This is a genomic window from Streptomyces sp. NPDC104202, from assembly GCF_055584185.1.
The window spans coordinates 69,844-87,435 of sequence record NZ_JBVJMN010000001.1; the positions used below are offsets into that span (position 1 = coordinate 69,844).

Below are 17,592 nucleotides of genomic sequence, written 5' to 3' on the forward strand. Positions count from 1 at the left end.
AGTCAGCGGGCCGGGCGGTGCGGTCACAGCCTCAGCGAGGCCGCGACGGGGAGGTGGTCGCTGCCCGTGGCCGGGAGCGACCAGGAGGAGGCGGGGCTCACTCCCCTGACCATGATCTGGTCGATGCGCACCACCGGGAACGACGCGGGCCACGTGAAGCCGAAGCCGGCGCCCGCCTCCCCGTGCACGGTGCGCAGCTGTGAGGTCAGCGGCCTCAGCGCGGTGTCGTCGCTCGTCCCGTTGAAGTCGCCCATCACGACGACGCGCGGCAGCTGCTCGGCCCGCACGGCCTCGGCGAGGTTCCTTCCCGCCTCGTCGCGGCGGGCGGTGGCGAATCCGGCGACCGGCGAGACGCGTACCGAGGCGAGGTGAGCGGCGAAGACGGCGACCGGGCCCTTCGGGGTCTCGACCGTGGCCCGTACCGCACGGGTCCAGGGCATGATCGGCACGGGTTCCACTCGGCGCATCGGGTATTTGCTCCACAGCCCGATGCCGAGGTGGACCGAGTGGTACGGATAGTCCGCGGCCAGCTCGCGCTCGAACGCGGGCGTGGTCCTCGACGACAGCTCCTCCAACGCGAGCACGTGCGCGCCCGACTTGGCGAGGGCGCGCGCCGTGCGCCCGGGATCGGGGTTCGCCTCGTCCACGTTGTGCGAGACCACGACGAGGTCTCCACCGACGGAGCCCTTGTCGATGACCACGCCGCCGAAGAGCGAGACCCAGACCACCGCGGGCACGATGACGGCGACGGCGCCGAGCCGGGAGCGCCGGACCGCCGCCGCCGCGAGCATGACCGGGACGCTCAGCCCTGCCCACGGCAGGAAGGTCTCGAAGAGGCTGCCGAGCCGGCCGACCCCGTTGGGGATCCGGGCGTGCAGCAGCATCAGCAGGGCGGCGCACAGCGCGGAGGCGGCGATCAGCCGGCCGCGACGGTCCGCGAGGACGCCGGCCACACGCCACCGGACCCCGTCCTGGGGCGGGTCGACGGGCTCCTCTTCGGTGGCGGGACAGGGGCGGTGCGGGGTACTCAGCATGACAACGGCCTCCGGCGTCGCGTACACCGGGAATCGGGTACCGGCACAGCGTCGCCTGGGCACGCTTCCATCCGGCCCGGGCACCGCTTCGAGCGCCCCGCGGCCGTGTTTCAACTGCGTATCGGCCCGGCAGGCACCGTTGTACCGCTTCGTCGCCGTACCCCTCCTGAAACTCCGGACCGCCGTCGGCGATCCGGACGACGACCATCCGAACGGCGTCCTGACCAGCGCCGCGAAGTGACCGGGCCGCCCCACGGCCGAAACCTCAGCGGGCCCACGCCGACCCCTCACGGCATGCGCGAAGCCCCCGGGAGGCGGACCTTCCGGGGGCTTCGAGGGGTGGTGCCGGCGTACGTGCCGTCAGACGGCGTACGGCGGGACGGTCTCGCCGAGGGGCGACCGTCAGAACGCGGGAGCCAGCTTCGGGTTCGGGCCGTGCTCGTTCTGCGCCTGCTCACCCTCGGTGCAGTAGAAGACGAGCAGGATGATGCCGCCGACCAGCGGGACGAGGCCGATCAGGAGCCACCAGCCGCTGCGGCCGGTGTCGTGCAGGCGGCGCACGGAGAGCGCGAGGCTCGGGACCAGAATGGCGAGCACGTAGATGATGCTGAGCAGCGAAATGCCCAGAGCACCGTCGATGACCCCCGCGATGATCGACGCGATGATGTTGAAGAGCTGGAACATCCAGAATTCCTTGCGGCGCGCCCGGCCGTTGAACACCGCGTACTTCTTGAAGACGTCGAGGTACCAGTTCATTTTGTCCCCCCAAGGACTGCTGTGCGAGCGGGAGCCTGTCCCTGTGGAGCGAGGCTTACGCAGAACTTATGTGGCCGAAACTGCGTGGGTCAATTCGTTATCTGGAGGCGGCCATTCACAGCCACGGGGCACCGCATGTGAACGGCTTCGCCTCCTGGGATCGAGGAGGTGAGCGGCCGCGGGAAGACCTTCCCTGCGCACCGAGAGTCGACCATGGAAGGTGAGCGCCGCGCGGCCATCGACATGAACGTGCCGAGGCGCTCAGGGGTGCCGTCGACGACGGGGGCACCGAGGACGAGTTCAGGTTCCGGCACCTTGATCCCACATTTCCGGTAAAGCCTCTTTTTCCGATATCGACTGCGAGATGGGAGGCACCCGTCTTGCGGCTCGCCTCACCTCGCGCCCCATCTGGCCTTTATATGCAGATTTGGATCACGATGGATTCACGAAAACCTCCATCCCGATCTGCACAAAATTCAACACCCCATGAGGCACTGAAAACCGGTGGTGGGGACATCTCCGACGGTGGACCCGTACCTGGGTACAGGTTGCAAGCCCGGCTTGGGGCGGCGTCCGGGCTCCGTGTCAGGTGCCGTGCAGGGTGGTGCCCGGGCGAGGTGCGGCAGGCGGCGCGAAGCCCGCGGGCCGACCGGCGCCGGGGCTCGTCGTGGCATCCGGTGGCGGGGCCGCGGACGCAGCATCCGCTCCGGGGGCGGACTCACGGCCCCGACCCGCATGACCTGGGAAGACGCGACCTCATGAGGAGCGACGCAAGCGCAGTCCACTCCGGTCCACGCGATGCGGCGGACTGGCTCGACAGGAAGAACATCAGCTTTTGTCTTAGTTTGTCATCACTGTTGTTCTCTCCCGACGAAGGGCTGGTCATGGCTGACAAGGGCCGCATGGACAAGGTCAAGGGCAAGGCGAAGGAAGCGGTCGGCAAGGCGACGGGCAATGACCGGATGAAGGCCGAGGGCAAGATGGACCAGGCCGAGGGCAAGGCGAAGGAAGCGGTGACCGACGCCAAGGACGCCCTCCGCGGGAAGCGCGACGAACGCTGATCCGTCACGGACGAACACCGGGCCGCTCCCTCAGGAGCGGCCCGGTGTTCGTCCGCCCGGCCGCACGGAGGCGGTCCCCGGCGTCAGCGGCTGGGCTCCCGTGCGTTCACGACGCGGCGTCGCCCTCGACGCTCTCCCACGCCAAGGGGCCGTAGACCACCTCCGGCGCCGCTCCCCCACCCTTGGAGATCCGTAGGGCTCCGCCCTCGACGATGGAGTACACGAACGTCTCGCCCTCACGGTCCTCGTAGGTCACCGTACGGCGCGCCGCGGGAGAGCCTTCCGGGAGCGACGAGGTGTGCATGGTCACCTGAACTGTCATACACAGAAGGTAAGCCGCCGATAGTCACATATCGGCTCATAACACACACCCTTTGCTCCCGGAGCAGCCCGAGGTGAGGGAAACGGCTCTTGGCGCGCGGCCCCCGCCCCCCCCTTCTATGCCCGGTCGTCGAGCAGCAGACTCCCGTCGATGTCCGCGAGGCGGGCGCAGCCGGCGAGGGCCATGGAGGTGGCGAGCTGGGTGCGGTAGGAGTCGAGGAGGCTGGTGACGCCGGAGGCGCCGCCGAGGGCGAGGGACCAGACGACGGGGCGGCCGAGGAGGACGGCTCGGGCGCCCGAGGCGAGGGCGATGAGGACGTCCGTGCCGGTGCGGAGGCCGCCGTCGACGAGGACGGGGACGTCGGGGCCGACGGCGGCCGCGACGGCGGGGAGGGCGTCCGCGGAGGAGACCGCGCGGTCCAGTTGCCGGCCGCCGTGGTTGGAGACGATCACCCCGGCCGCGCCGGCGGCCACGCACGCCTGGGCGTCGTCGGGCCGCAGCACGCCCTTGACCAGCACGGGGAGACCGGACATCCGGTGCAGCCGGGCGATGGCGTCCAGGCCCAGCGAGGGGTCCTGTTCCCAGCCGGGCAGCCGGGTGCCGATGCCGACCGAGCGGCACAGCTCGTCGTCCTCGGGCAGGGGCAGCGGGAGTCCGGAGGTCGCCCGGGGCGGTACGTAGGGGGCGTCGACCGTCAGCACCAGGGCCCGTGCACCGGCGGCGACCGCCCGATCGACCTGGCGGCGGGTGATCTCGGGGTCCCGCAGCCAGTACACCTGGTACCACCACGGTCCGGCGACGGCGGCGACGTCCTCCGGGTGGCGGGTGGCGCGGGAGGAGAGGACGAGCAGCGAGCCGGCCGCGGCGACGCCCGCCGCCGTGGCCGTCTCGCCCTCGTCGTGCGCCATGCGGTGGAAGGCCGTGGGGCCGGCGAGCACCGGGGACGCGAGACGGGTCCCCAGCAGCTCGACGCCCGTGTCGACGGACGAGACGTCGCGGAGGACGCGTGGCAGCAGCCGCCGGCCGCGCCAGGCGGCTGCCGCCTCGCCCGCGCTGATCTCCTCGTCCGAGCCGGCGGCGTAGAACTCGTACGCGGCCTGCGGCAGGACCGTGCGGGCCAGCTCGGACAGCTCACCCGACGCGCGGATGCCGGCGTGCGCCGAGCCGGAGAGTTCCCGTGTCGCCGTCATGTCAGATCCAGTCCCCCGTGCCGCCGGCCGCGGCGTCACCGGACACCGTGACCTCGAACTCGAGCGCCGCCACGGCCTGTCGGGCGCGCTCCACGGCCTCGGCCGCGTTCGCGCCGCGGGCGCGGACGAAGGCGGCGCGGGACTCCGAGCTGTCCAGGTCGCCGAGCACGTCGCCGGCGCCGAGCAGGGCCTCGGCGGCCACGACGCCGGGCCGGGCGGCGGCTTCGTCCAGACCGACGATGCGTGCGAGGGTGCCGCGCGCCTGGGGGACGGCGAACCAGATCGCCTCGGGGCTGCGGTCGACCGAGGGGTCGGCCAGCGTCTTGCGGATGTCCGCCAGTACCGGCTGTCCGAGCGTCTGGCGGACCACGCAGTCCACCAGGTCGACTCCGGTGACGTCGTGCACGAGGTACGGGATCTCGTCGCCGGCGAGGCGGACGTGGGTCTCGATGACCCGGGGTCCGGACTCGGTCAGGACGACCTCCGTGTGGGTGACGCCGTAGGTGATGTCGAGGGCGTCGAGGAGGCGCTGTACGTACCCGTGGACCGCGTCGGTCTGCTCCGGGGACAGTTCGGCGGGCACGACGTGGCCCAGCTCGACGAAGCCCACCGGGTCGGAGAACTTCCGTGTCACGGCGAGGATCTCGTGCTCGCCGTCCTCGGAGAAGGCCTCGACGCTGAACTGCGGGCCCTCGTGGAAGCGCTCCACGAGGACGCCGGCGTCCGGGATGACCTCGAAGTCCGCCGCGGCGCGGGCGAAGGCCGCTTCCGCCTCGGCGGCGTCGCGGACCACGGAGACGCCGAAGCTGCCCGCCCCCTGCACCGGCTTCACCACGCACGGGGTGCCGTGCCGCGCCAGGAAGGCGCGCAGTTCGGCCACGTCGGCGACCCGGCCGCCGGGGGTCTCGTCCACGCCCAGTTCCGCAAGCCGGCGGCGCATCGCGTGCTTGTCGTGGACGTAGGCGACGGTCTGCGGCGAGTGGCAGGGCAGCCCGAGGGCGGCGGCGACCGCCGCGGCCCGGTCCTGGTCCCGCTCGCCGAAGGTGCCCACGCGGGTGAAGGGCTGCCGCTCGTGGACGGCGGTGGCCAGCGCGATCCACTCCGCGTCGGGGGCGTCGCTGCGCAGGGCCAGCACGCGGTCGTGCTGCCCGGGCTTGCGGATCTTGGGGACGAAGTCCATCCGGCACAGGATGGTCGTGACGACGTCGGGGTCGCCCGCGTCGCGGATCAGGCCGGGGATCTCCCTGCCTCCTCCGACGATCAGCACGTGTTCGGTCATGGGGTCACCTCGCTGGGAGTGGCGGAAGGGGAGGAGGGTGCCGGGACGGGCGTCCCGCGGGGTGCGCCGGTGGCGCGTACCACCACGGCGGCCAGCGCGAACACGACGGCGAGCACGGCCCAGCCCGCCGTGCCCATCGGCAGCAGCACGCCCGTCATCAGGATCGGGCCGACGATCTGCTGGCCGGTCATGCCCAGACTGAAGGCGGCCAGGTAGCGGGACCGGGCCGGTGCGGGCGACAGCTCGTACGACAGGTTCCACACGGCGATGGAGTGCAGGTTCTCGCCCACCGTCAGCAGCACCACGGCGAGGACGGCGCAGGCCGCGGCGAGCCATACCGGGACGTGTTCGGCGCCGGCGAACGCCGCGCACGAGACGAGCAGCGGGACGAGGGCGACGGGGACGAGCCTCAGGGCGTCGGCCGTGGTCTCGGCGAACCGGGCCACGTACACCTGGAGCATCACGGTCAGCACGGTGTTGACCGCGAGCAGGACCGAGACCGCCGAGGACGGGGCGTCGGTGGCCGTGGTCAGCCACAGGGGCAGGAGGACGAAGAGCACCGAGTCGTGCAGGGACAGCACCCCGTTGGAGAGGGTGAAGAGCATGAACCGCACGTCCCGGAAGGGGCTGCGGACCGCCGTGGGCCGGGGCTCGGCCGGGGCGGGCTCACCGGCGTCCGGCTGGGCGGCGGCGGGTGCGGGGACAGCGGCCGGGACCCGTCGGCGTAGTTGCTCCACCACGGCGGCGATGACGAAGAACGTCACGGCGTTCGCCAGGAACAGCGCGGCGAACGCCGCCCGTTCCTGGATCGCGAGGACGGCGCCCGCGAGCAGGAAGCCCGCGGTCAGGCCGATGTTGCGCACCGAGCGGATGGAGGCCATCGTCCGGGTCTGGTTCTGCCCGCCCTCGACGATGCCCACGACCACCTGCTGGAGGGGTGAGCAGCCCCGGTCCAGGGCGGTGAGGAGGCAGGTGAGGACGGCGTACGGCCAGAAGTCGTCGATCAGCGCGAATCCGGCGTAGCCGAGACCGCGCAGGGTGAGCAGGGCGACGTAGACCCGTACCGGACCCACGCGGTCGGCCAGGCGGCCGAGCGGGACGGGGCTGAGCAGCCCGGCCACCGCGGCGACGGACAGCACCATGCCGACCTGGGCGGCGGGCAGGCCGACGACGGTGACGAAGTACAGGGTGGAGGCGGCCAGGAACATGCCCGAGCCGACGGAGTCGACCGCGGCGCCGGCCGCCAGCCGCCGTCCCGCGGGCGTCTTGGGCAGGATGGACAGCAGCAGGCCCGCGACGCGGCCGGTCGTGCGCTGTTCCTTCTCCTCGGTGTCGTTCGGCTGCCCGCTCATGCGCCGCTCCTCTCGGCGGACGCGGAACCGGCGATCCAGTCGACCAGTTCGGCGGTGCGCAGGACGTGGACGGCGGTGGCGGCCTCGGGGGGCGGCTGGCGCAGGTGGTTCCAGGTGTACCGGCGGGCCGCGTTGACGCAGGTATCGGCGTGTTCGTCCGGGTGTGCCGAGGCCGCCGAAAGCAGCGCCACGGCCAGCGCGAGCCGGCCGACGCGGTCGACCAGCGCCCAGCCGCCGGCGGCGGTGTGCGCCGGGTCGGCCCCGACCCACTCGTCCCGCGTGGTGGCCAGGCCCGACAACGCCGTCTCGGCGATCTCCCAGGCGGCGGCGGCCCGGCCGGCCGGGCGCGGGCCCAGTGCGGTCCGCAGCCGGTCGCGCACCGCGTCGTACACGTCGGCCGCGGCCAGGGCGCTGACGAGAGTCGCCACCTGGCCGTGGGCGGCCACGGCGGCGCCTGCGGCGGCGTCCGGGCCGTCGGGGTGGTGCGTTCCGGCCGCGGCCAGGACGCGTGCGGTGTCCGTCTCCACGGCCCACAGCGCGCACCCGTGCAGGACGCCGGCCGCCGGGTCCTGCTCGGCGGCCTGGTCCGCGGCCCAGGCGCGGGCGGCGGCCAGGTCGATCAGCCGGTCGCACACCTCCTCGTCCAGCGCGGCCCGCCACGCGGAGGCGCCGGACGGAGCGGCGTCGCCCGGCAGCGGCGCGGTCAGGACTGTCCGCAGTCGCCGTGCGGCGTTCTCCAGCGAGGCGACCGCGGCGGCCGCCCCCGTGTTCCCTGTCGTTCCCATGGAGCTCACACCCGTTCCAGCCAGCGCGCGTACCCGTCGTGCCGGCCGCCGACCACGTCGCGGAAGAGGTCGCGCAGCTGCTTGGTCACCGGGCCGACGCCGCCCGCGCCCACCGGGCGCTCGTCCACGGAGGCCACGGGCACGATCTCGGCGGCGGTCCCGGTGAGGAACGCCTCGTCCGCGATGTAGACCTCGCTGCGCGGGATGCTGCGCTCCGTCACCTGCAGGCCCAGGTCGCGGGCCATGGTGATGACGCTGTCACGGGTGATGCCGGGCAGGATCCCGTCGCTGACGGGCGGGGTGACCAGGGCGCCGTCGCGCACCAGGAACAGATTGGCGGCCGACGCCTCCGCGATGTGGCCGGTCGCGGTCAGCATCAGCGCGTCGTCGTACCCGGCGCGCTGCGCGCCCACCTTGGCGAGCGCGCTGTTGACGTAGGCGCCGGTGGCCTTGGCGAGCGGCGGCACCGTCTGGTGGGAGTTGCGCTGCCAGTTGCTGACGATGAGCCGGCAGCCCTCCGCCTCGGCCTTGTCACCGAGGTACGAGCCCCAGGGCCACACCGCGATCGACATCCTCACCGCGTCCAGCTGCGGCGCGACGCCCATCTCGCCGTAGCCCAGGTAGGCGATGGGGCGGATGTAGCAGGACTCGTGGCCGTTGATCCGGACCAGTTCGCGTACGGCGGAGACGAGCTCCTCATCGGTCCACGGCAGCTCCATCAGGTACACCCGTGCCGAGTCGCGCAGCCGCGCGACGTGCTCGCGCAGCCGGAAGACGGCGGAACCCGAGTCGGTGGCGTAGGCCCGGATGCCCTCGTAGACGCCCCATCCGTAGTGCAGGCTCGGCGTGAGCACGTGCACCTTCGCGTCGTCCCAGGGGACCAGCTCGCCGTCCATCCAGATGAACGGGGTCGGGGTCAGTGGCATGTCTGCTCAGTCTCCTTGTGAGGTGGTGCTGTTCTGCCCGAGGCCGAGGAGCCGGTCGCGCTCGCTCGTCCCTTGCAGGCGTACGGTCTCGTCGAGTGCGGCACGGGCCGGGCCGGTGAAGCGGAACCAGCCGTGGCGCGCTTCGAGGTCGCAGCCGCGCAGTTTCTTCGCGTCGTAGGCGGCGAGGCCGTACCAGATCTCGCGCACGCCGTGGGCCAGGGCCCAGCGGATCGACTCGTGGTAGGTGAGGGCGAAGTAGACGCCCTTGGCCCGGTCGTCGTCGAAGCCCGCCGTCCGCCCGTACAGGGCCTGGCCGGCCCGCAGGTACAGGACGAAGCCGAGGGTCTCGCCGTCGCGCTCGGCGCTCAGGACGAGGCAGCTGTCGCCGACCGTCTCGCGGATGGCGTCGAAGTCCCGCTGGACGCGGGGCCGTCCGCCGGGCAGCCCGTACTTGGCGCGCAGGGCGACCTGGAGGTCGACGATCGAGTCCGAGAGCGCCTCCGGTCCCTCGCGGACCACGGTGCGGAAGCCGGCGTCGGCGTATTCGCCCAGCTCCCGGTGGGCGCGCCGGCGCTTGCGGCTGGCCAGACCCGCCAGGTACGCGTCCCAGTCCGGCGCGTGGAGCCGCAGGACGGACTCGGCGCCGAGGACGGCCGGGACGTGGCCGCGGGCCCGTGCCGCCGGGTCCAGCACGGCGGCCTGCTCGTCGGTGGCGTACAGCAGGGAGCTGCTGCGGCAGCCGAGCTCGGCCGCGGCCTCGTCCAGGAGACGGGGCAGCTCGGCGAGGACCCGCGCCCGCCCGGCCGCGTCGCGGCCGGTGGCGTGCACGATGCCGTGGTGCGAGCCGAACATGCCCAGCGCCACGGAGGGGTACTGGGCGGCGCGGGCCTCGGCCAGGCCGCCGGCCAGCTCGTCCCAGCGCTCGCGCTCGGCCGGGTCCAGCAGTTCGGGCGCGCCGAAGGCGTTGAGCTCGCCCGTCATCTTCGGGGTGTCGTAGAAGAGCAGCCCGCCGCCGTCGCGGGTGACGAGCAGGGGGGCGAGGGCCACCAGCTCACCGGCCTCGCGGACGGCCAGGTAGCGGACCTCGTGCAGGTCGGTGCGTTCGGTGAAGCGCCACCAGCGGTCGTCGTCCCAGATCACCTCGGGCGCGGCGAGGGCAGGGAAGTCGGCGGCGGTGGGGCGCCGGTCGGGGTGCAGGACCTCCGCGGTCAGGTCGCTCACCGGGACGCCTCCCCCGGTTCGGCGCCCGCGGGTTCCCGGCGGTGTCCGGCGTCCGCGGCGGAGACGTCGTGGCCGGTATCCGTGGCGGGGCCGTCGTGGCCGGCGCCCGTCGGCTCCCAGCCGAAGGACTCCTCCGCCGCCGTGCCCGTCTTGTCGAGGAGGGCGAGCAGTTCCCCGGCGTCCTGTGCCTCGACCAGCCAGGTCGCGATGAAGTCGCCGGACTTGCGGCCGGCGTAGCGTGCGCCGCTCCAGTCCTCGCCGAGTCGGGCGAGAACGGTGAAATCCTTGGTTCCGTGGGGTGCTTCGGAGGGCAGCCGGACGATGCGGCCGTCGCGCGGCGGCAGGCCGTAGTTGGCCACCAGCGGTGCGGCGGCGGCGTGGGCGCGGACGGCGTCCAGGTCCACCGGCAGCCCGCATTCGAGCCGGGCCCACAGGTGCCGCGGATCGAGCCCGAGCAGGGCTTCGAGCATGGCAGGGATCGGGGTGCCGCCGACCCGGCCGGCGATCTCGCAGAGCACGATCTCACCGGCGTCCGTCACGAAGAACTCGGCGTGCACGAAGAGCGCGGGGGCGGCGGGCAGGGCGCCGACCAGCTTCCAGGTCTCCGCGACCAGCCGCTCGTACAGCGGGTCGTCGGCGGGCAGCGTCCAGCTGCCGTTGCCGGAGTCGGTCCAGTGCGACAGACAGCCGCCGTCGGTGTAGACCGAGGGGACGCACACCACCGGCTCGCCGCCGACGTGCAGCGCGTCCACGTGGCACATGCGGCCGGCCACGTATCCCTCGACCTCGTGGTCCCCGGCGGTCAGGCGGTCGGCGAGTTCCGGGATCCGCGTCGGGTCGTGCAGCACCGCGACGCCGGTGGAACCGGATCCGCCGCGCGGCTTGACCACGACCGGGCCCGGGTGTGCGGCCATGAACGCCTCGACGTCGGCCGCGGAGGCGACCGCGGCGAACGGCGGCACCGTCACCCCGCCCGCCGCCGCGAGCTCCTTCATCCTCACCTTGTCGCGGTAGGCGCGGGCGCTCTCGGGGAGCTGGCCGGGCAGACCGAGTTCGGCGCGCAGGCGCGCGGCCCGCTCCACGTCCACCTCGGCCAGGGCCAGGACGCGGGTGACGGCGTGCCGGCCGGCCAGGCGCCGGGCGGCGTCCAGGACGGCGGCGTCGTCGGTGTAGTCGGCGACCCGCTCGACCTCGGCGAAGCCGGGTCCGGGGGCCACGCCCTCCGCGGTGACGGCCAGGAGCGCGCCCGACTTCTCGGGCAGCCACTCGGCGAGCGGGAGGCCCGCGTTGCGCGGGCTGAGCAGGACGAGGATCATGCCGACACCTCCGGCCAGGCCACGCCCTGCTCCGCGGCGAGGGCCGCGAACGCCGATGCGGTGTGCGGGTCCAGCGGGATGCCGAGGTCCGTGCGCCGGTCCGCGATCCGCCGCTGCGGGTCGCCGGGGACCTGGACGGGCTGCTCGGCGTCGGCGCCGGGCCGGGTGCCGCGGGTGGTGTCGAGCATGCCGGCGAGTCCCGTCGCGAAGTCCTCCCGGCCCGCGAAGGCGGCCGGGTCCAGACAGACGATCAGGTGCCCGATGCCACGGCTGCGGCCGGGGGCGGAGGCGCCGATGTGCTCCAGTTCCCAGTCGGCCGGCGAACCGGTCAGCACCGCGCCGAGCAGGGTGGCCACCATGGCCAGGCCCTGCCCCTTGTAGCCGCCGAGCGGCGAGAGCGCGTACGCCTGCTCGGGGTCGGTGGCCGGACGGCCCTCGGCGTCGGTCGCCCAGCCGGGGTCCAGCGCCCGGCCGTGCTTGCGGCGCTCCTTGATCTCGCCGAAGCAGACCTGGCTCGTCGCCATGTCGAGGGTGAACTCGTCGTCCTCCACGGCGGCGGCGAAGCTCAGCGGGTTGGTGCCGTAGAGCGGTTCGGTCCCGGAGAAGGGGGCGACCCGCGAGGCGGCGGAGGTGGTGACGATGCCGACCAGGCCCTCCTGGGCCAGGTACCGGCTGTAGACGGAGGCCGCGCCGAAGTGGTTGGAGTTGCGGACGCCGACCGCGGCCACGCCGTGGCTGCGGGCCCGCTCGGCCGCGATCCGGGCGGCGGCCAGGCCGGCCACGACGCCGAGCGCCCCGTCGGCGTCGAGCATCACGGCGGCGCCGCTGTCCCGGACGGTACGGATCTCCGGGCGGGCGGTGGCGATCGCGTCGGCCAGCTCGTCGAGGTACTGCGGCAGCAGCCGCAGGCCATGGGTGTCGATGCCGCGCAGGGACGTCTCCGTCAGGGCCCGGGCCACCTCCCCGGCGTCCTGGGCGGACAGGCCGGCGCGGGTCAGGGCCGTCGTGGCCAGGGTCACGGCCGTGCCGGCCGGGAGCAGGGGCGCTGCCGGGGCCGCGTCGGCGGGTTCTTCGGCGGCCGGGGAGTGCCGCACGTCGTGCACGTCGGTCATGCGGGTCGGTTCGCCTTCCAGAGCATGAGGGAGGACGGGCCGTGGCCGTCCGGGAGGGTGCGGTCGCCGGCGGGGTCGCCGCCACCGTCGGGGCGCCCACCGTCAGGGCCCTCGCCGGCGCCCGCGTCGGCGGTGGGACCCGCCAGGGCGTCGAAGCCGGTCGCGCGGCAGGCTTCGCGGTCGCCGTCGTGTGCGGTCCGGAGCCAGACGGTGTCCGCGCCGTCGGCGACCGCGTGGGTCACCGCTCCGCGGACGAGCGCCGCCAGTTCCTCGGCGGTCGCCGGGCCGGCGGACGGCGCGGGCAGCAGGTCGAGCTGCCGGACCGTGTCCGCCGGCACCCGGCCGGGCAGCGGCCGGCGCCGGATCCGCACCAAGGCCACGGTGGTGCCGTCGCGGTGCACGGACAGCTCGTCGCCGTCCCGGGCGCCTTGGCCGGCCGCGGCGGGCCGCACGGTGAAGGCCGGTCCGCCGTACTCGGGCACGAAGCCCGTGCCGGGCGTCGCGGGCAGCGTGATGCGGCCCGTATCGTCCAGCAGGACTCCGGTTCCGGTGTCCACCGCCAGGAGCGCGATGCTGTCGGCGTCGAGGTGGTCGACGAACGGGCCCAGGTGGGCCGTCGCGGAGACGCCGGCGCTGGACTCCGGCATGCAGCCGAGCATGGTGCCGAGGCCGGCGGCCCGTGCCGCGCGCAGCATCCGCAGGGCCGGCGTGATGCCGCCGGCCTTCATCAGCTTGAGGTTCACGCCGTGGAACGCCTCGGCGCACGCGTCGAGGTCGTGCGGTCCGGTGATGCTCTCGTCGGCGTAGACCGGGATCGGGGAGATTTCCTTGAGCGCCTTGGCCGCCTCCCACGACTCGCGGGGAAAGGGCTGTTCGAGGAGCGTCACACCGAGCGCGGCCATGCCGTCCAGCGCGGCGGCCGTCGCGGCCGGCTCCCAGCCGCAGTTCCCGTCGACGAAGAACGGCGCGTCGGTGTGTTCCCGCAGCGCCTTCAGGACGTGCAGGTCGCCGGGGTCGGCCAGCTTGACCTTGTACACGGGCCAGCCCGGACGCTCGTGGAGCTTGCGCACCATGACGTCGGGCTCGTCGAGTCCGATGCTGTAGCTGGAGCGCAGTGCACCGGGCGCCTCGGCGCCCAGTCGCCGCCACAGCGGCACACCGGCCAGCCGGGCCGCGAGGTCGTGCGCGGCCACGTCCAGCGCGGCCAGCGCGAACGGCGCGTCGGCCAGCAGCGGGGCCAGCACCGGCCAGGCGCCCTCGGGGTCGTCGCCCGGCAGCTCCCGCAGGACGCCGGCGACGGAGCGCAGCGAGGCGTGCAGCGCGTCGAGCGAGGAGTTGTAGCGGTCGGTCATGAAGGCCGAGGCCTCGCCGAAGCCGGACCGGCCGCCCGCCGTCAGCTCGACGAGCACGCCGTGCTGCACCGGGATCGCCTCGCGGGCGCTGCGCCAGATGTCGTGGTCCGTCAGGCGGATCTCGTGGACGTGGAGCCTCACCACTGCTCCTCCGCGTACGTCGGCAGGGTGGTGCCGAAGGAGACGGGCTTGAGCTCGTCGTACCACTGGACGTGCTCGTCGTACGCCGCGAAGAACGGCCGTCCGACCCACTCGGGGCGACGGGCCTGGAGGAAGCTCAGGACGAACGCCTTCTCGCCCGCCACCTCCGTGGTGCCGTGCAGCATGACCTTGCCGGGCGCGGCCGACATCACCGGGCCGCGGGCGGTGCGGGCCAGGCCGGAGACGCCGCGGACGGCCTCGCGGTAGATGTCGAGGGCGCGGGCGAGGGGCAGGCCGAAGTAGCTGCTCGCCCCGGTGTCGCGCTCCACGAACATGTAGTACGGGATGACGCCCAGTTCGACCTGGAGCTGCCACATCCGCGCCCAGGCGGCCGCGTCGTCGTTGACGTGCGCGACGAGCGGGGCCTGTGCCCGGACCTCGGCGCCGGTGGCGCGGATCCGGGCGATCGCCTCGCGCACCTGGTCGGTCTCCAGCTCCCGCGGGTGCGAGAAGTGCGCCATGAGCGCCACGTGCCGGCCTTCTGCGACGCACTGTTCGAGCAGCCGCAGCAGGTCGTCCGCGTCCGTCCCCTCGGTGAACCGCTGGGGCCAGTACGACAGGGCCTTGGTGCCGAACCGCAGAGTGCGCACGGACGGGGTCTGCGCCAGCAGCGGCTCGACCCACCGGCGCACCACGTCGGTCCGCATGATCATCGGGTCGCCGCCGGTGAACAGCACGTCGGTGGCCTCGGGATGCCGGCCCAGATAGCCCGTGAGGTCCGCCGGGTCGCGCAGCGCCTGGCGCAGCTCCTCCTGGCTGACGAACTGCGCCCAGCGGAAGCAGTAGCCGCAGTACGAGTGACAGGTCTGCCCCTGGGAGGGGAAGACCAGCACCGTCTCGGCGTATTTGTGCTGGAGTCCGTCGAGACGGCGGCCGTCGAGGGTCGGCACGTTGGCCTCGAGCTGGCCGCCCGGGTGCGGGTTGAGGTCGCGCTGGGCGGCGGTGGCGGCCTCGCGCAGCTCGGTGCGGGGCGCGCCGGCGTCCAGCAGCGCCGCCATCCGGTCGAAGACGGGTGCGGGCAGCATGTCGCGGTGCGGAAAGGTGAGCCGGAAGATCGGGTCGTCGGGCGCCGCCGACCAGTCGATCAGCTCGTCGGCCACGTACTCGTTGACCTTGAACGGCAGGACGCTGGAGACCACGCGCAGGTCGCGGACGTACTCGTCCGGCATGCCGCGGTCCCGCGCGAGCTGCGCCAGGCGCTCGTTCGCGTAGTGCTTCACCAGGCTTCTCGATTCCCGCTCAGCGCGCGACGTGGGACTTGGACCAGTCGAACTCGACCAGGTCCTGGACGCCCATGCGCTCGATCAGCGTGTGCAGGCCGGTGTAGTCGCGGACGAGGCGGCTGCGGCTTCGGTCGGCCCGGCAGTCCTCGAGCATCTCGTGGCCGCCCTCGACGCCGACGAGGTCCATGATCCGGTGCCACGTGGTGTAGTCGGTGGCGACGAAGGCCTCCAGGCCCTCGAAGAGCATGTCGCGGAAGAAGCGCTGCTTCTTCTCGTCGAGGCGGTCGTGGACGACCTCGGCCAGCACGGCGGAGATCGAGGCGTGGCAGTACTCGTCCCGGTTGTGCAGTCTGGCCGTGCTGCTGTTGATCGGCTGGATGTCCGGATCGTCGGCGAGCAGGTCCAGGTAGGCGTTGATGGAGATCTCGGAGACCGTCGCGAAGGCGAGGGTGGTCAGCGACGCCTCCCAGCGCTCGCTCGCGCTCTCGCGCAGCCGCAGGTGCTCGCGCGCCGTGTGGGAGATCGGCAGCTCGTGGTCGGGCATCGCCCAGCCGCGCTTGCGCCGGGTGACGGCGCTGGCGTTGAGGTGCATCAGGGTGTGGTACTGCTCGTCGACCATCGCCTGGGCCAGCGAGATGTTGAGCGCCTCGTCCTGGAGCTGCGGGTACTCGCCCTCCATGACCAGGGCGAAGGCGGGGTTGGCCACCTTCTGCTCGGCCATGATGGTGTGCCGGTTGTACGCGATCCACGCCCAGCTGAGCAGCTGGGTCTTCTTCTCCGGGTCGAGCGCCCGGAACGTGGGGTGGTCGCTGAAGGGCAGGATCTGCTCGGGGTAGTCCGGCCGGTCGAGTTCGAAGAGCTCGTCGAGGTTGGGCTCGTCGCGCTTGACGGTGGCGCGGCGCTGCCAGTTGCCGACCAGGCGGCGGATGACGGCGCTCTCGATCTGGTCGTCGGGGTCGTGGCGGGGCACGCCTTCGGGCAGCCCCCGGAGCTCCTCCGGCAGTCCGGTGGGGAACTCTTCGTCCTGAACCGGTTCGTTCCGGTCGTCAGCCATGGTTCTGGGCCTCACGTGGTGTCAATGTCGGTGAACTGGCGACAGCGCTGCCGTGGCGGCGCGGGCCGCAGGGCCTGGACGGCGCGCTGCGGGCGCGACGGGGCGCGGCCGGCCGGCCCGCCGGCGCGTCTCGGCGCCGGGCGGTCGGCGGTGTTACGGGTCAGCGCTGGGCGGCGATCCAGTAGCGGGTGAGGTGGCGGCGCTTGTCCGTGTAGGCGGAACGCGCGTGCACCATGCGCTGGTTGTCCCAGACCAGGACGTGGTTCTCGGGGATGAGTACCGAGACGCGGTTCTCCCGGAAGAACGCCTCGGCCTGTTCCGCGAGGTGGATGCCGAAGCTGCCCAGCGGCAGCCGCTCGGGGTCGACGGCGGCGTCGACCGGCGGGTCGTACTGACCGGTGGTCAGCAGGTTGTAGCTGAAGCGCAGGATCTCCTGGCCGCCGTCGGCGACCTCGACGACCGGGCGGCGCACGCCCTCGGTGCCGATGCCTCCGGTGTTGTGGCCGATCCAGTCGATGGTCCGCTCGTAGAGCGCGTCACGGTCGCGCTCGGGCAGCGAGGCCACGAACCGCCGCATGTCGGCGAGTTCGGTGTGGCCGCTGCCGCAGGTGGCCTGGACCCGGCAGTGCAGGGCCAGATAGGTGGGCGGCGGGTTCCAGCCCGGCGCCTCGGTGTGTACCAGGATCGTGTTGACGCTCTTGGAGTAGCGCCGCTCCTCGAAGCCGGGAGCGGCCTTCACCTGGTAACGCAGCGAGCCGTCGTACTGCGGGACCAGATCGCCGAAGACGCCGACCGCGGCGGCCGCCTCCTCGTCCGTACTGATCCCCGCGAGCAGCGTGTATCCCTGCTCGGCAAGTTCCCGACTGTGAACATCAAGGGCCGTAGACATGACGGATTCCCCCATCCTCAGTTGCGCTTACGGCCGATTGGTGATCCGACGATCTCGTCGAGATCCAGCCATCGGCGTACCCCGAGAGGTGATCTTGCGGGAGTGAGGACCGGGGTGCAACGACCCTCGTTGTGAGATGAATCACGCAACCGAAAAGACCTCGGCCGCGTGTCACCATCAGACGTTTCCCCAGGTGAAAGGCGTATGAATAGTTCGATTCGCAACTGATCGAGCAGTCAGTTGCTGCAATGGGGCGTCTGGCTTTCATGCGCCGTATGACCCCTATCGACGCCCGGCGCGCCACGCACAGCGACATCGCCGGCCTCGACGCGACGTGGCGAGAAGACACATACGGCGCCTCCGGCAAGTCCGCAGAGTGAGCCGGGAAGCCCTCCGAGCATTCCATGAACGAATGCAAATCGACCCAAATCAGATGCCGGCCGTCGCCGATCGTGACGGCACGGTCGGCGCCGACGGATCCGTCCACGCGGCTCCGACTACGCTGAGGGCGCCGGCACA

General features: G+C 72.8%; 16 protein-coding genes. 1 reads left to right on the top strand and 15 read right to left on the bottom strand.

The window, feature by feature from the left end:
• Nucleotides 1-23: 23 nt before the first annotated feature.
• Together ACZ60W_RS00335 and ACZ60W_RS00340 are read right to left on the bottom strand one after the other, a co-directional pair.
• Nucleotides 24-1,034: an endonuclease/exonuclease/phosphatase family protein gene (locus ACZ60W_RS00335; protein WP_469753077.1), complete on the bottom strand. Its 1,011-nt coding sequence runs from the start codon at nt 1,032-1,034 to the stop codon at nt 24-26.
• A gap of 402 nt (nt 1,035-1,436) precedes the next feature.
• Nucleotides 1,437-1,790 carry a DUF805 domain-containing protein gene (locus ACZ60W_RS00340; protein ID WP_469753078.1) on the bottom strand — a complete coding sequence of 118 codons (354 nt, stop codon included), beginning with the start codon at nt 1,788-1,790 and terminating at the stop codon, nt 1,437-1,439.
• Nucleotides 1,791-2,674: 884 nt separating this feature from the next.
• On the opposite strand from ACZ60W_RS00340, the gene ACZ60W_RS00345 reads away from it, so the two are divergent.
• The gene (locus tag ACZ60W_RS00345) at nt 2,675-2,851 is read left to right on the top strand and encodes a CsbD family protein (RefSeq protein ID WP_469753079.1); all 177 of its coding nucleotides are present in this window, start codon (nt 2,675-2,677) and stop codon (nt 2,849-2,851) included.
• A gap of 106 nt (nt 2,852-2,957) precedes the next feature.
• Here the strand turns inward: ACZ60W_RS00345 and ACZ60W_RS00350 are convergent, their stop codons facing one another.
• The 13 genes from ACZ60W_RS00350 to ACZ60W_RS00410 all read right to left on the bottom strand — a co-directional run bounded on the left by ACZ60W_RS00350 (nt 2,958) and on the right by ACZ60W_RS00410 (nt 17,073).
• A complete protein-coding gene (locus tag ACZ60W_RS00350) occupies nt 2,958-3,173 on the bottom strand; it encodes a hypothetical protein (RefSeq protein WP_469753080.1) in 216 nt (71 codons plus the stop codon).
• 116 nt (nt 3,174-3,289) lie between these two features.
• Complete coding sequence (locus ACZ60W_RS00355; protein ID WP_469753081.1) at nt 3,290-4,363, bottom strand: alpha-hydroxy acid oxidase; 1,074 nt, start codon at nt 4,361-4,363, stop codon at nt 3,290-3,292.
• 1 nt (nt 4,364) lies between these two features.
• Nucleotides 4,365-5,642 (bottom strand): ATP-grasp domain-containing protein, encoded by a 1,278-nt coding sequence (locus ACZ60W_RS00360; RefSeq protein WP_469753082.1) that lies wholly within the window; start codon nt 5,640-5,642, stop codon nt 4,365-4,367.
• On the bottom strand, nt 5,639-6,994 hold the full coding sequence (locus tag ACZ60W_RS00365; protein WP_469753083.1) for an MFS transporter: 1,356 nt from the start codon (nt 6,992-6,994) through the stop codon (nt 5,639-5,641). Before ACZ60W_RS00365 ends, ACZ60W_RS00360 begins: the two co-directional genes overlap by 4 nt.
• Nucleotides 6,991-7,779 (bottom strand): hypothetical protein, encoded by a 789-nt coding sequence (locus ACZ60W_RS00370; RefSeq protein ID WP_469753084.1) that lies wholly within the window; start codon nt 7,777-7,779, stop codon nt 6,991-6,993. The genes ACZ60W_RS00365 and ACZ60W_RS00370 overlap by 4 nt, the downstream gene beginning before the upstream one ends.
• A 5-nt stretch (nt 7,780-7,784) precedes the next feature.
• Nucleotides 7,785-8,705 (bottom strand): branched-chain amino acid transaminase, encoded by a 921-nt coding sequence (locus ACZ60W_RS00375; RefSeq protein ID WP_469753085.1) that lies wholly within the window; start codon nt 8,703-8,705, stop codon nt 7,785-7,787.
• A gap of 6 nt (nt 8,706-8,711) precedes the next feature.
• Nucleotides 8,712-9,926 (bottom strand): GNAT family N-acetyltransferase, encoded by a 1,215-nt coding sequence (locus ACZ60W_RS00380; RefSeq protein ID WP_469753086.1) that lies wholly within the window; start codon nt 9,924-9,926, stop codon nt 8,712-8,714.
• Nucleotides 9,923-11,242, bottom strand: a complete 1,320-nt coding sequence (locus ACZ60W_RS00385) for an ATP-grasp domain-containing protein (RefSeq protein WP_469753087.1) — start codon at nt 11,240-11,242, stop codon at nt 9,923-9,925. The genes ACZ60W_RS00380 and ACZ60W_RS00385 overlap by 4 nt, the downstream gene beginning before the upstream one ends.
• Nucleotides 11,239-12,354, bottom strand: a complete 1,116-nt coding sequence (locus tag ACZ60W_RS00390; protein ID WP_469753088.1) for an Ldh family oxidoreductase — start codon at nt 12,352-12,354, stop codon at nt 11,239-11,241. The genes ACZ60W_RS00385 and ACZ60W_RS00390 overlap by 4 nt, the downstream gene beginning before the upstream one ends.
• The gene (locus tag ACZ60W_RS00395) at nt 12,351-13,847 is read right to left on the bottom strand and encodes a dipeptide epimerase (RefSeq protein ID WP_469753089.1); all 1,497 of its coding nucleotides are present in this window, start codon (nt 13,845-13,847) and stop codon (nt 12,351-12,353) included. Before ACZ60W_RS00395 ends, ACZ60W_RS00390 begins: the two co-directional genes overlap by 4 nt.
• Entirely contained in the window at nt 13,844-15,127 is a 1,284-nt protein-coding gene (locus ACZ60W_RS00400; RefSeq protein WP_469753090.1) for a KamA family radical SAM protein, read from the bottom strand. Before ACZ60W_RS00400 ends, ACZ60W_RS00395 begins: the two co-directional genes overlap by 4 nt.
• 19 nt (nt 15,128-15,146) lie before the next feature.
• Entirely contained in the window at nt 15,147-16,184 is a 1,038-nt protein-coding gene (locus ACZ60W_RS00405) for an AurF N-oxygenase family protein (protein ID WP_469753091.1), read from the bottom strand.
• Nucleotides 16,185-16,344: 160 nt separating this feature from the next.
• A complete protein-coding gene (locus ACZ60W_RS00410; protein WP_469753092.1) occupies nt 16,345-17,073 on the bottom strand; it encodes a TauD/TfdA family dioxygenase in 729 nt (242 codons plus the stop codon).
• Nucleotides 17,074-17,592: the final 519 nt, after the last annotated feature.